The 12701-nt window shown below is 62.9% G+C and carries 11 protein-coding genes and 1 pseudogene; 6 read left to right on the top strand and 6 right to left on the bottom strand.

Annotated features, from left to right (window positions below; all coding sequences use genetic code 11):
• Positions 1-22: 22 nt before the first annotated feature.
• The 3 genes from PVV54_RS03870 to PVV54_RS03860 all read right to left on the bottom strand — a co-directional run bounded on the left by PVV54_RS03870 (position 23) and on the right by PVV54_RS03860 (position 3347).
• Positions 23-949 carry an alpha/beta hydrolase family protein gene (locus tag PVV54_RS03870; protein ID WP_274908677.1) on the bottom strand — a complete coding sequence of 309 codons (927 nt, stop codon included), beginning with the start codon at positions 947-949 and terminating at the stop codon, positions 23-25.
• 248 nt (positions 950-1197) lie between these two features.
• A complete protein-coding gene (gene fabV, locus PVV54_RS03865; RefSeq protein WP_274908676.1) occupies positions 1198-2397 on the bottom strand; it encodes an enoyl-ACP reductase FabV in 1200 nt (399 codons plus the stop codon).
• Between the two features lie 98 nt (positions 2398-2495).
• Entirely contained in the window at positions 2496-3347 is an 852-nt protein-coding gene (locus tag PVV54_RS03860; protein WP_274908675.1) for a LysR substrate-binding domain-containing protein, read from the bottom strand.
• A 135-nt stretch (positions 3348-3482) separates the two neighbouring features.
• On the opposite strand from PVV54_RS03860, the gene PVV54_RS03855 reads away from it, so the two are divergent.
• From PVV54_RS03855 to PVV54_RS03835, 5 genes are all read left to right on the top strand, one after another.
• Positions 3483-4523, top strand: a complete 1041-nt coding sequence (locus tag PVV54_RS03855; protein ID WP_274908674.1) for an agmatine deiminase family protein — start codon at positions 3483-3485, stop codon at positions 4521-4523.
• On the top strand, positions 4520-5416 hold the full coding sequence (gene aguB, locus PVV54_RS03850; RefSeq protein ID WP_274908673.1) for an N-carbamoylputrescine amidase: 897 nt from the start codon (positions 4520-4522) through the stop codon (positions 5414-5416). Before PVV54_RS03855 ends, aguB begins: the two co-directional genes overlap by 4 nt.
• A 2-nt stretch (positions 5417-5418) precedes the next feature.
• Complete coding sequence (locus tag PVV54_RS03845) at positions 5419-6504, top strand: extracellular solute-binding protein (protein WP_274908672.1); 1086 nt, start codon at positions 5419-5421, stop codon at positions 6502-6504.
• A 3-nt stretch (positions 6505-6507) separates the two neighbouring features.
• A complete protein-coding gene (locus PVV54_RS03840) occupies positions 6508-7617 on the top strand; it encodes an agmatine deiminase family protein (RefSeq protein ID WP_274908671.1) in 1110 nt (369 codons plus the stop codon).
• A gap of 111 nt (positions 7618-7728) precedes the next feature.
• Positions 7729-8907: an acetyl-CoA C-acetyltransferase gene (locus PVV54_RS03835; protein ID WP_274908670.1), complete on the top strand. Its 1179-nt coding sequence runs from the start codon at positions 7729-7731 to the stop codon at positions 8905-8907.
• Between the two features lie 135 nt (positions 8908-9042).
• On the opposite strand, the gene PVV54_RS03830 is transcribed toward PVV54_RS03835, so the two are convergent.
• Positions 9043-9813: a 5-methyltetrahydropteroyltriglutamate--homocysteine methyltransferase gene (locus PVV54_RS03830; protein ID WP_446731437.1), complete on the bottom strand. Its 771-nt coding sequence runs from the start codon at positions 9811-9813 to the stop codon at positions 9043-9045.
• A gap of 203 nt (positions 9814-10016) precedes the next feature.
• Here PVV54_RS03830 and PVV54_RS03825 point away from each other — a divergent pair.
• Positions 10017-11450: pseudogene (locus PVV54_RS03825) on the top strand (methylenetetrahydrofolate reductase C-terminal domain-containing protein); the annotation flags it as partial.
• Here PVV54_RS03825 and yjiA read toward each other — a convergent pair.
• Together yjiA and PVV54_RS03815 are read right to left on the bottom strand one after the other, a co-directional pair.
• Positions 11447-12424 (bottom strand): GTPase, encoded by a 978-nt coding sequence (yjiA, locus tag PVV54_RS03820; RefSeq protein ID WP_274908669.1) that lies wholly within the window; start codon positions 12422-12424, stop codon positions 11447-11449. The pseudogene PVV54_RS03825 and the gene yjiA sit on opposite strands and share 4 nt — an antisense overlap.
• Positions 12425-12495: 71 nt before the next feature.
• Positions 12496-12693, bottom strand: a complete 198-nt coding sequence (locus tag PVV54_RS03815; RefSeq protein WP_008094130.1) for a YbdD/YjiX family protein — start codon at positions 12691-12693, stop codon at positions 12496-12498.
• Positions 12694-12701: the final 8 nt, after the last annotated feature.

Raw genomic sequence — 12701 nt, 5'->3', positions numbered from 1 at the left:
GCGGATCAATCCACCCTACGAATCAAGGTAGGAGCGGATTTATCCGCGATGCAACTGCTTCCCACTTCGAAGCCACCTCCCCCCGCTGCAACCATCCCAATGCAATCGGCCACAAGTCCTCGCGGAACCGATCATGGAAAAACGCGAAATGGCCAATCTCCGCCACCGAGATATCCACAGGCGCAATTCGTAAATGCCGACGCTCAGCCTGCGTCAGGTAAGCCAGTAACCGCTCGGTAGCCGCCACGGTGCCAAACGGGTCATCAGTCAGGCTGATGGCCAGCGTAGCCGCCCGCACTTCGGCGAAAGGTAATGCGCTCAATGCACGCCCACTGGGCCGGTGTTCATAGCGCGGCGTGCGCGCTGTCCAGTCACGGACCACGCCCGCCGGCGTGTCTTCCATCCAGCCAAGACGCTTGCCGGGAAAGTAGCCGAACACCCACGTGAGCAATGGCATTACCACGTGCCATTTGCCAAACAGGCGCCAGCGTTGATCGGCAGCATAGTCGCGCCAGAACGCGAACTGCGCACCCACCATCACCACCCGGCGGATGCACCCGGCAGACGGCGCCAGCCCTACCGCACAGCCACCAAAGCTGTGACCGACCACATCCACGGGCTGCCCCGGGAAAGCCTGCGCGGCATGTGTCAGCATGGCCTCGAAATCCAACCGTCCCCAGTCGCTCCACGAGGCCTTGAAGCCGCGCAAGGACGGCGGGCGAGATTCACCGATGCCTCGGTAGTCATAGGTCAGCACATCGCAACCTTGGGCGAACAGGTAGTCGGCAAAGCGTAAGTAGTAACGGCAACGTACGGAGGTGGCGGCGTTGATGATCACCAGCGGGCGCTGGGCATCAGGTGTGGCGTGGCGCCAGATGAAACCACCGAGGCTGTAGCCGTCGGCAGCGGCCTGGCGAAAGGGCGTGGCGGGCTGGGTGAGGCTGCTCATGGCGCGCTTCCTGTTGTTGTGCGCCAACGCTAGCAAAAAAATGGGGGCTGTACCGGAATGTTGTTTACTCAAGATCGCCGGGGCTGCTGCGCAGCCCTTTCCAACCGGTCCGGCGCCCCGGCAAGGCCGCTCCCACACGGTCCGCATTTTCCCTGTAAATAGCGGTAAATGCGGTCGATGTGGGAGCGGCCTCGTGTCGCGATGGGCCGCAAAGCGGCCCCAGTGCAGGCGGCCTAGGTAAGACTTGCTTACAGCTCGACGCAGTCGAACTTCACATCGGTCGCCACGTCTTCGTCGTAGTTGACGTCAGCGCGCTCAAAGCCGAACAGGTTGAGGAACTGCTTCTTGTAACCGGCATAGTCGGTCAACTCGAACAGGTTCTCGGTGGTCACTTGCGGCCACATGGCTTTGCAGGCGTCCTGCACGTCGTCACGCAGTTCCCAGTCGTCCAGGCGCAGGCGGCCTTTTTCGTCCAGCTCCGCCGGAGCGCCGTCGGCACGGTACATACGGTCACGGAACATGCGGTCCAGCTGGTCCTGAGTCCCCTCGTGAACACCCTTCTCCTGCATGATCTTGAAGACCATCGACAGGTACAGCGGCATCACCGGAATGGCCGAGCTGGCCTGGGTGACCACCGACTTGAGCACGGCCACATTGGCGCTGCCGCCAACCTTGCTGCCCAGGCGTTGAGCGGTTTCGTCCAGATCCTGCTTGGCCTTGCCAAGGGCACCGTGCCAGTAGATCGGCCAGGTGATTTCGGTACCGATGTAGCTGAATGCCACGGTACGGGCCTGTGGCGCGAGAACGCCGGCAGCGTTCAGGGCATCGATCCACAGCTCCCAGTCCTGGCCACCCATGACGGTGACGGTGTCCTGGATTTCCTGCTCGGAAGCCGGCTCGATGCTGGCCTCGATGATGGTGTCCTTGTTGGTGTCGATGGCGGTCGACTTGTACGGCTGGCCGATCGGCTTGAGCGCGGAGCGAATCACTTCACCGGTCTGCGGCAGCTTGCGCACCGGCGAGGCCAAGGAGTAGATCACCAGGTCTACCTGGCCGCCCATTTCATTTTTGATCAGCTCGATGACCTTGGCGCGGGCTTCGTCGGAGAAGGCGTCACCGTTGATCGACTTGCTGTACAGGCCTTCGGCCTTGGCGAATTTGTCGAACGCCGCAGCGTTGTACCAGCCGGCGGTGCCAGCCTTGGTTTCGGTGCCAGGCTTTTCGAAGAACACGCCCAGGGTGTCGGCCTTGAAGCCGAACGCGGCGGTGATGCGCGCTGCCAGGCCGTAGCCGCTGGAAGCACCGATGACCAGTACCTTCTTCGGGCCATCCTCGCGCACGCCCAGCTTGCGGGTGGCTTCGATCTGGTCACGGACGTTCAGCTCGCAGCCCTTCGGATGAGTCGTGGTGCAGATGAAACCGCGAACCTTAGGATGAATGATGGCCAATGTCTGTACCTCGTCAGGTTTATGCCGGGGAAACGCCAGCAGGGGCGTTTCCGTTTGATCAGAGGGTGAGACTACCCCCGCAGGTTATCCGACACATATTACGTTGCCAGTTCCCCCTTCAACCAGCCCAAAAACTGCCGGGCCAATGGGTCATCCTGGCTGTCCCGATGCACCAGGCACGCCCAGGCCGGCCCACGCACACGCTGTTGCGACAATGCCTGCAGGCTGCCCGACTGCACCGCTCGGGCCGCCAGCAACTCGCTGACCAACGCCACGCCCAGGCCTTCGCTCGCCGCATCCAGCAGCAAGCCCGGGTCCGAAAAGTTTAGCCCCTTGCCCTGCTGCCCCACATCCTCCCCGCCCTCCAGTTGCCAGTGGCTCCAGTCCATTTCCCGCTCACCGTGCAACGTGGTGCGGCTGGTCGACTGCAGCAGCGAGGGGTGGCAGGCCGGGTACAGCTTGTCGTGGTACAGCACGCTGAAACTGCATTCAGCCTGGGCGCTCAAGTCGTCGCGGATGGCCAGGTCAATGGTTTCGTTGGCCATGTCCGGCACCTCGAAGCTGGTGAACAGCCACAGGTCTACCTGCGGGCAGCGCTGATGAAAATCGGCCAGGCGCGGCAGCAACCAGTGCCGGGCGAATGCCGGGCTGGTGTTGACCACCAGCTGGTTCGGCTTGCGGTACTGCTCCAGGCGCCGGATGCCAACCGCCAGGTGCTGCAACATCGACTGGGTGGTGCTCAGCAGGTCATGCCCCGCATCGGTCAGGCTCACGCTGCGCCCACTGCGGTAGAACAGCGGTTGCTCCAGGTAGGTTTCCAGGCTGCGGATCTGCTGGCTGATCGCTGACTGAGTCAGGTTCAACGCCTCGGCAGCCTTGTGGAAGCTACCCAACCGGGCGGCGGCCTCAAAACCACGCAAGGCGTTCAAAGGTGGCCAGTGTTTCAACATGATCAATAAGCCCTGCTAATCAGATGTGCGCTAAATCTATCGTTTGTCGCACAAGCTTCATAGCCATAGCATGGTCACCAACACCCGCGACGGCGGGCTTCGTTGATAAAAATCCTTAATAGATCGGAGTTCACTATGGACCTGTCCCTCGACAGCGGCTGGCGCATGCCTGCCGAATGGGCCCGCCACGCTGCCACCTGGATGATCTGGCCGCACAATCAGGCATTGTGGGAAAGCGGCTGGCACGTAAGCCTGGCCGACGTGCAGCGCGACTACGCCCGCGTGGCTGCTGCAATTGCCCGCTTCGAGCCGGTAAAGATGGTGGTTGACCCTTCGGCCCTGGAAAGCGCACGCGCCTTGTGCGGGGCCAACATCGAGCTCATCGAACTCGCAGTGGACGACAGCTGGTGCCGGGACAGCGGCCCCACCTTCCTCTGCCACCCCCGGCACGGCGTGGCCGGGTTGAGCTGGCGTTTCAACGCTTGGGGCGGCAAGTCCGAACATGGCCTGGACCGTAACCTGGGCCGGCGCATCCTCGACCACCTGGGCCTGGACGGTTTCAGCACTTCCTTGTGCAACGAAGGCGGAGCCATCCATGTGGACGGCGAAGGCACGCTGATCACCACCGAGTCGGTGCTGCTCAACCCCAACCGCAACCCAGGCATCACCAAGGCGGAGTTCGAAGCCTGCTTCGCCCGCTACCTGGGCATCAGCAAGACCATCTGGCTGCCGGGCGACCCGCAATACGTCACCGGTGACATGACCGACGGCCACGTCGACGGCGTATGCGCCTTCGCCCGCCCCGGCGTGCTGTTGGTGGATGCCACCCGCGAGCAAGGCTCGGTCTACGCCGAAGTCGCGAGGGAAAACCGGCGCGCACTGGAGTTGGCCACCGATGCCCATGGCCGCCATTTCGAGCTGCTGGACCTGTACGAAGCCAGCGCCGCGGCCGACCCGGATGCCGAGGTGTTCTGCGCCTCGTACACCAACTTCTACATCGCCAACGGCGCAATCATCATGCCCGCCTACGGCATCGCCGCCGACCAGGAGGCCGCCACGCAGCTCGCCCATGCCTTCCCGGGCCGCGAGATCGTGCCGGTGCGCATCGACCATATTGCCCATGGCGGCGGCGGCATCCATTGCATTACCCAGCAACAGCCGGAGGCACAACCATGACCCTGCTGCGCGTCGCCACCACGCAAATGCCATGCAACTGGAACCTGCCCGACAACCTCGACCGAGCCGAACAACTGGTGCGGCAAGCTGCCGCGCAAGGTGCTCAGGTGATTTTGCTGCAGGAACTGTTCGCCACGCCGTACTTCTGCATCGAACAGGACCATCGCCATCAGGCGCTCGCCGAGCCTTACCCGCATGGCCCGATCCTGCAACGCTTCGCCGCGCTGGCCGCCGAGCTGGGTGTGGTACTGCCGCTAAGCTGGTACGAACGCGCCGGCAATGCTTTTTTCAACTCGCTGACCGTGGCCGACGCCGATGGCCGCCTGCTGGGCGTGTACCGCAAAACCCACATCCCCAACGCCATCGGCTATCAGGAGAAGGAGTACTTCAGCCCCGGCGACACCGGTTTCAAAGTCTGGGACACCGCCTTCGGCCGCCTGGGCATTGGCATTTGCTGGGACCAGTGGTTCCCCGAAACCGCCCGCTGCCTGGCGCTGATGGGGGCCGAGGTGCTGTTGTTTCCCACGGCCATCGGCTCTGAACCGGGCGCCGCCGGGCTGGACTCACGCGACCATTGGCAAACCGCCATGCGCGGCCACGCCGCCGCCAACCTGGTGCCGGTGGTGGCCGCCAACCGCGTGGGTGAAGAAGTGGCCGAAAGCGACAGCAGCCTGAGCATGCGCTTCTACGGTTCGGCATTCATATGCGACCACAAGGGCGCATTGCTGGCCGAAGCTGATCGCAACACCACTGGCGTCTGGATTCACGACCTTGACCTGGCGCGCATGCGTGAAGACAGACTGACCTGGGGCATCTACCGCGACCGCCGCCCGGAAATGTACGCGCCACTGCTGACACTGGATGGCCAGCACCCACACGCCGCGAGGGCCTGAGCATGAAACTGCACCCTCTTGCCGCTTTGACCCTGGCGCTTTGCGCCAGCCAGGCCCACGCCGACCAGCCCACGTTACGCCTGTACAACTGGGCCGACTACTTTGCCGCCGACACGCTCAAACAGTTCACCGCCGAAACCGGCATTCAGGTGATCTATGACGTGATGGACGGCAGCGAAGTGCTGGAAGCCAAGCTGATGTCTGGGCGCAGCGGTTACGACCTGGTGTTCCCCGGCGACACCGTGGCCGAACGCCTGCTGCGCGCTGGCAGCCTGCAGCCACTGGACAAAAGCCGCCTGCAGGCACTGGACGACATCGAGCCCGGCCTGCGCAAGTTGCACGACCAATACCCCAAGGCCAGCCAGGCCACGGTGCCCTACACCTGGGGCACCATTGGCTTGACCGTGAACGCGGACAAGATTCGCCAGCGCATGCCAGACGCCCCGCTGGACAGCCTCGACCTGCTGTTCAAGCCGGAACTGGCCGCCAAGTTCGCCGACTGCGGCATCTCGGTCATCGACTCACCCGACGAAGTGCTCGCCGTGGCCCTCAACTACCTGGGCCGCGAACCGCGCAGTGCCAAACGCGAGGACCTGGCCGCCGCCGCTGAACTACTCAAGGCCGTGCGCCCTTACATCCGCAAGTTCCAGTCGCAACCTGTAACCGAACTGGTCAATGAAAACCTGTGCCTGTCGCTGGGCTACAGCGGCGACGTGGTCCAGGCCCAACGCACTGCCGAGGCCGCCGGCAAACACATCGACTTCCAGTACCGCGTGCCGCGCCAGGGCACCACGGTGTGGATGGACACTATGGCGATACCCGCCGACGCCAAGCACCCGGAATACGCCTATCGTTTCATCAACTTCGTCATGCGCCCGCAGAACATGGCCGCCATCACCAACTTCACCGGCTACCCGACGGCCAGTGCCAAGGCACGCGCGCAGGTGGAGCCAAGGCTGCGTGACAACCCCGACATCTACCTCGACGAAGCCACCTATGCCCGCCTGATCCCGGGCCGTGACATCCCCCAGGCCGACATGCGCGCCCGCATGCGGGTGTGGACACGCTTCAAGACTGCACAGGACTGACCCATGCCAAGCCGTAGAACCTTCCTGCAACTGTCGCTGGCCGCGGGCCTCGGCGCCAGCCTGGGCATGCCCTTTGGGCTGGCCCGCGCCGAAGAACCCGGGCGCTGGTTCATGCCCGACGAGGGCGAGCCGCAACAGCGTGCCTACATTGCCTTTGGCGCCCAGGATGCCATCTGGGAAGACTTCACCGCCGACGTGCAAGCGGCCTTGGGCCGCATTGCCCAGGCCATCGCCCGTTACCAGCCGGTAACCGTGTTCTGCCGCGCCAGCGAGCGTGAGCTGGCAATCGAACATTGCGGCGAGCACAACACCCAGTTTGTGGCTTGCGAGCTGGACGACATCTGGATGCGCGACATCGGCGCCAACTTCGTGCTCGACGACGATGGCGCCCTGGCGGCAGTGGATTTCAACTTCAACGGCTGGGGTAAAAAACAGCGCCACGGCAGCGACGCACAACTGGCAAAACGGGTGGCCAAACTGGCAGGGGCTCGTTACCAGCGCAGCGAACTGGTTGGCGAAGGCGGCGGCATCGAGGTGGATGGCCACGGCACCGGCATCATGACCGAGAGCAGTTGGGTCAACAGCAACCGCAACAAAGGCTGGAGCAAGGCCGAGGTAGAGGCCGAACTCAAGGCGCGCCTGGGGCTGAGCAAAATCATCTGGCTGCCCGGCATCGCCGGTGAGGACATCACCGATGGGCATGTGGATTTCTACGCGCGTTTCGTCAAGCCGGGCGTCGTGATCGCCAACCTGGACAACGACCCGGATTCGTACGATTACGACGTGACCCGCAAGCACCTGGAGATTCTCAAGCAGGCTACCGACGCCAAGGGACGACGCCTGCAAGTGCACCTCGTGTCACCGCCCACCAAAGGCCGCCGTAACAGGTTCAGCAAGGGCAACCCGGATTTCGCTGCTGGGTACATCAACTACTTCTTGATCAATGGCGCGGTCATCGCCCCTCAGTTTGGCGATGCAAAGGCTGACGAAAAGGCCCGGGCATTGCTGGCAGCGCTGTACCCGCAGCGTGACATCGTGCAACTGGACATCGACGCGATTGCTGCCGGGGGTGGTGGCATTCATTGCGTGACGCACCAGTGCCCGGCCGTGTAAGCAGCCGATTCATTAACATTCGATATCAATGGCAAAGAAAATCAAACTTAACAAATGAGCCAAACCCACCGATGCTTGGGGCATTACGCCCCTAGCTCGGAGAACAACAACATGAACGACGTGGTGATCGTCGCCGCAACCCGTACCGCCATCGGCAGCTTCCAGGGCGCCCTGGCCACAGTGCCAGCCGTCGACCTTGGCGCGGCCGTGATCAAGCAATTGCTGGAACAGACCGGGCTGGACCCGGCGCAGGTCGACGAAGTCATTCTCGGCCAGGTGCTCACCGCCGGTGCCGGGCAAAACCCCGCCCGGCAGGCGGCGATCAAGGCGGGCCTGCCTTACAGCGTGCCGGCGCTGACCCTGAACAAGGTATGCGGCTCGGGCCTGAAGGCGCTGCACCTGGCGGCCCAGGCCATTCGTTGCGGTGATGCCGAGGTGGTGATTGCCGGCGGCCAGGAGAACATGAGCCTGGCGCCCTACGTGATGCCTTCGGCCCGCACCGGCCAGCGCATGGGCCACGGCCAGCTGATCGACAGCATGATCACCGACGGCCTGTGGGACGCGTTCAATGACTACCACATGGGCATCACTGCGGAAAACCTGGTGAGCCAGTATGACCTGAGCCGCGAGCAACAGGATGCCTTTGCCGCCGAATCCCAGCGCAAGGCCGTGGCCGCTATCGAAGCGGGCCGCTTCAAGGGCGAAATCACCCCGATCGTGCTGCCGCAGAAAAAGGGCGAACCCAAGGTATTTGATCAGGATGAGCAACCGCGCGCGGGCACCACAGCCGAATCGCTGGCCAAACTGCGCCCGGCGTTCAAGAAGGACGGCAGCGTCACGGCGGGCAACGCCTCCAGCCTCAACGATGGCGCGGCGGCAGTGCTACTGATGAGCGCCAGCAAGGCCCAGGCACTGGGTTTACCGGTGCTGGCGAAAATAGCCGCCTACGCCAGTGCGGGTGTGGACCCGGCAATCATGGGCATCGGGCCGGTCTCGGCTACCCAGCGCTGCCTGGCCAAAGCAGGCTGGCAACTGGCGGACCTGGACCTGATCGAGGCCAACGAGGCGTTTGCCGCGCAGGCGCTGGCAGTGGGCAAAGCGCTGGAGTGGGATGCCGGGCGGGTGAATGTGAATGGCGGGGCCATAGCCTTGGGGCATCCGATTGGTGCGTCAGGCTGCCGAGTGCTGGTGACCTTGCTGCACGAAATGATCAGGCGCGATGCCAAAAAAGGGCTTGCGACCTTGTGCATTGGTGGCGGCCAAGGTGTGGCGCTGGCGATTGAGCGCTGATCGAGGTTTCTGACGCTTTCCCTGTAGGAGCGGCTTCAGCCGCGAACACCGGCACAGCCGGTGCCATTTGCACCGCGTCGCCTGCATCGCGGATGAATCCGCTCCTACAGGAAAATGCATCCGTCAGGGTCAGTATCAGGCTGCCAGCTTAGCCTTGGCCAGCAACACGACTTCCTGGCATTTTTGCGCGGCTCGCTCAACATGCTGCAGTGGACACGACGATGCCACCCAAAGGCGATCTCCCAGCCGCTCATGGGCATGGCGCAGCATGTCCAAGGCTTTTTCCTGATTGCATTGGCCAACATCGTCGCCATCAACCAGGCCTAGCGACAGCACCTTGTAGGCTGGGAGGCGGTCGAGAATGGTCGGGAACTGTTCCGGGGCGCGCACCACATCGATGTGCAGGCCATCGACAGGCAAATTGGCAGCCAGCCCGAGCCGGTCTTCCAGGCCGCCGAAGTAAGTGGCGACCAGCTTTTTAAGCGGCGCGCGCTGCAGGATGTTGTAAACACGCTCGTAGGCATTTTTCCAATCCTGCGGCAACTCGTGGGCCAGGATCGGCTCGTCGATCTGCACCCACTCCACACCTTGGGCAGCCAATCGGTTAAGCACCTCGTCGTACAGCGGCAACAGGCGATCGATCTGCTCCAGCTTGTCCAGATCTCCACCGGGTGCCTCACTCTGCCACAGATAGGTCAGCGGGCCGATGATCACCGGCTTGACCGCATGGCCCAAGGCCTTGGCCTGTGCTACCTGTTCGAACAACTGCTCCCAATCCAGCGTGGCATTCTGGTCACCGACCGGCAGCAACTCGATACCGGCGTCCTTCTGCAACTGCCAATGGGTAGCACGCAGCTCAGGATCGCAGCCGATGTTTGGGAAGCCCAGAATGTGTGCCAGTGCCATGTTATTGCCTTAAAGCGCGTCAATGAATGTGGGCATTTTCCGGCAGTGAGCACACTGAAACAAACTCATAAAATTTGAGATCAACTTAAGTAAATCTCATGATGGACATGTCTTGTTCAGAGCAGCACGCTACGCAACCAGACACGGCCTGCCCCTGCGCCTGCACCACAATGCCAAGCTGAACCATCCTGATGACCCAAGCCATGAGCCTGCTCAAATCCGCGTTGCGCGATAACACTTTCGTCTGCGTCATGGAGTTTGTCCCCAAATCTTCAGCAGAGCGTTTTGCCGCCATGGAGGCAATCATGGCACGCGGGCAGTTGTGTGGCTGGCCCATGACCGTGGCCATCGGTGACCGGGTCGGCAGCCCGCTGGACATGTCGCCGCTGGATGCCCTCGCCAGCTTCAGCCACTCGGTCCCTGCCCTGCCGCACTTCTCGGGCAAGGACCGTGAGCGCCACCACTTGCTGGCCCAGTTGCAGCGCATGGACGCCGCCGGCCTTGATCAGTTGCTGCTGCTCACCGGCGACCGCCTGCCGGGGCATCAGCCAGGCGAGCGCCCGGTGCGCTACCTGGAATCGGTCGCAGCCCTGCAGATTGCCCGCCAGGCCTGCCCGCACTGGCTGCTGGGCGCGGCCCTCAACCCGTTCAAGTACCGCGAGGAAGAAGGCGGCGCGCAGTACTTCAAGGCTGAGAAAAAACTCGCTGCCGGGGCCGACTTCCTGACCCTGCAATTGGGCTTCGATGCGGGCAAACACCAGGAAGCCATCCGTTGGATGAGCCGTCAGCCCACACCAAAACCTTTGATTGCCTGCCTGATGAGCCTTACCCACGGCCGGGCGACGATGCTCGAGCATGTGGCAGGCGTGACCGTGACGCCGTCGATGTGCGACATGCTTGCCGCTGAAGTGGCGGTGTCCAAGGCATTTGCTCAGGCGCGCAGCGTTGATCGGCTAGCGTTGCAGATCATCGGCGTGAAGCTGATGGGCTACGCCGGGGTGCACCTGTCGGGGGTTCATGAGCTCAAGCAACTGCTGACGTTGGAGGAACGCCTGACGCATTGGCAGGCATGTATTCAGTCGCTAGAGCAATGGGTACCCGCGTGGGCGGAAAGCTGGCAGATGCCAGGCTTGCCGGCGGTCAGTTTTCACCCCCCGCACGCGGCATGGCGCCAGGGCGAGTCGCAAGCCACGGCTACGCGCAAGGAAACATTGCGGTATCACCTGCTGCACGGCGCCCATGCGCTGTTGTTCAACCGCCGCAACTGGTTAAGCAAGGCCTTCGGCTGGGCCGTGCGCAAACCGCTGTGGGCACAGGGCAAAGCCGCCCGCCTGCTGCACGGGCTGGAGCGCAACGTGAAGCGCCCGCTGCTGGGCTGTGACACCTGTGGCCGCTGCCGCCTGGAAGACACCCTCTACATTTGCCCGGAAACCTGCCCCAAGGGCTTGGCCAACGGCCCCTGCGGCGGCACCGCGCTGAACCGCTGTGAGTTCGGCGACCGGGAGTGCATCCACAGCGTCAAGTACCGCACCGCCAAGGCCGTGGGGCAAACAGCCGTGCTCACCGAACGGCTGATCCCGTGCATTGAGGCCGATACACGCCACCGCAGCTCATGGCCGCAATGGTTTGAAGCTCAGCCTGCGGCCAATGCCTCGAACCCGGCGCGGATCGTCGCTTCAGGCAACTCATCGGCAATGAACACCATCACGCTCTCGCGGGGTTCATCGTCTGCCCACTCGGCATCCCAGTCGAAGCCGTAGAGTTTGAGCACGCCCTGAAACACCAATTTGCGTGATTCACCGGCGATGTTCAGTACGCCCTTGTAGCGCAACAGTTGCTTGCCGTGTGTTTCCAGCAGCTCGTTCATGAAGTCGCTGAGCCGGTCGATGTCCAGCGGTGCATCGGTACGCAGCACCAGCGTGGAAATACGGTCCGGGGTCGCGGGTTTGAGCACCGGCCGCAAGCCTGGCTTGAAATTGGCGCCCAGGTCGGGGTTGAGGTTGAAGCCTCGTACATCAAGCAGTTCGGCCAAGTCGATGCGACCGTTTTCAACCACTCGGATGGCTGCGCGGCCATTGATGCGCGCAAGGCGTTCGCGCAAGGCTTCCACTGCCGGGGGTTCGACCAGGTCGGTCTTGCTCAGCAGCAGGCGGTCGGCGAACCCGACCTGGGCCTGGGCGATGGACTGGGTCAGGTGCAGGTCGGCGTGGGCTGCGTCGACCAGGGTGATGATGCCGTCGAGGATGTAGCGGTCACGCAGTTCCTCGTCGATGAAAAAGGTTTGCGCCACGGGGGCGGGGTCGGCGAGGCCTGTGCATTCGATCACCAGGCGGTCGAAGGCGATTTCGCCGCTGTCCAGGCGTTCGAGCAACAGGTACAGCGCACGTGTAAGGTCGCCGTGGATGCTGCAGCACACACAGCCGTTGGCCAGGGTCATGACCTGCACCGGCTCGTCACCCAGCAGCTGGCTGTCGATGCCGGCCTCGCTGAATTCGTTTTCGATCACGGCGAGTTTCAGGCCATGCTCGGCTTTGAGCATGTGCTTGAGCAAGGTGGTTTTGCCGGCACCCAGGAAGCCGGTAAGCACGGTTACGGGAATGGGCGTCTGCACGCAAGATCTCCTGAAGCTGAAAATGACTGTGGGAGCCTACAGGCTCCCACAGACTCACGCGGTGTGCCGGTTCAACAGCACTTGGGCCCGGACTTGCCGCCGTAACGTGCCTCTTGGCGTTCGCGGAAAAACGCCTCGTAGCTCATCACCGGCTTGTCCGGGTGTTTGGTCTGCATGTGCTCGACATAGTTGTCGTAGTCGGGCATGCCGACCATCAGGCGGGCTGCCTGCCCCAGGTATTTACCCAGTCGACCCAGGTCGTTGAACATTGCTGCAG

Source organism: Pseudomonas sp. PSKL.D1, from assembly GCF_028898945.1.
Classification (GTDB): domain Bacteria; phylum Pseudomonadota; class Gammaproteobacteria; order Pseudomonadales; family Pseudomonadaceae; genus Aquipseudomonas.
The sequence above is the reverse complement of the archived record's forward strand: the minus strand, read 5'-3'. Positions and strand labels throughout refer to the sequence as shown.

Excerpts from the sequence above, each read along its gene's own strand:
- PVV54_RS03870 (WP_274908677.1), bottom strand. The coding sequence starts at position 949 with ATGAGCAGCCTCACCCAGCCCGCCACGCCCTTTCGCCAGGCCGCTGCC.
- PVV54_RS03860 (WP_274908675.1), bottom strand. The coding sequence starts at position 3,347 with ATGTTGAAACACTGGCCACCTTTGAACGCCTTGCGTGGTTTTGAGGCC.
- PVV54_RS03855 (WP_274908674.1), top strand. The coding sequence starts at position 3,483 with ATGGACCTGTCCCTCGACAGCGGCTGGCGCATGCCTGCCGAATGGGCC.
- aguB (WP_274908673.1), top strand. The coding sequence starts at position 4,520 with ATGACCCTGCTGCGCGTCGCCACCACGCAAATGCCATGCAACTGGAAC.
- PVV54_RS03845 (WP_274908672.1), top strand. The coding sequence starts at position 5,419 with ATGAAACTGCACCCTCTTGCCGCTTTGACCCTGGCGCTTTGCGCCAGC.
- PVV54_RS03840 (WP_274908671.1), top strand. The coding sequence starts at position 6,508 with ATGCCAAGCCGTAGAACCTTCCTGCAACTGTCGCTGGCCGCGGGCCTC.
- PVV54_RS03835 (WP_274908670.1), top strand. The coding sequence starts at position 7,729 with ATGAACGACGTGGTGATCGTCGCCGCAACCCGTACCGCCATCGGCAGC.
- PVV54_RS03830 (WP_446731437.1), bottom strand. The coding sequence starts at position 9,813 with ATGGCACTGGCACACATTCTGGGCTTCCCAAACATCGGCTGCGATCCT.
- PVV54_RS03815 (WP_008094130.1), bottom strand. The coding sequence starts at position 12,693 with ATGTTCAACGACCTGGGTCGACTGGGTAAATACCTGGGGCAGGCAGCC.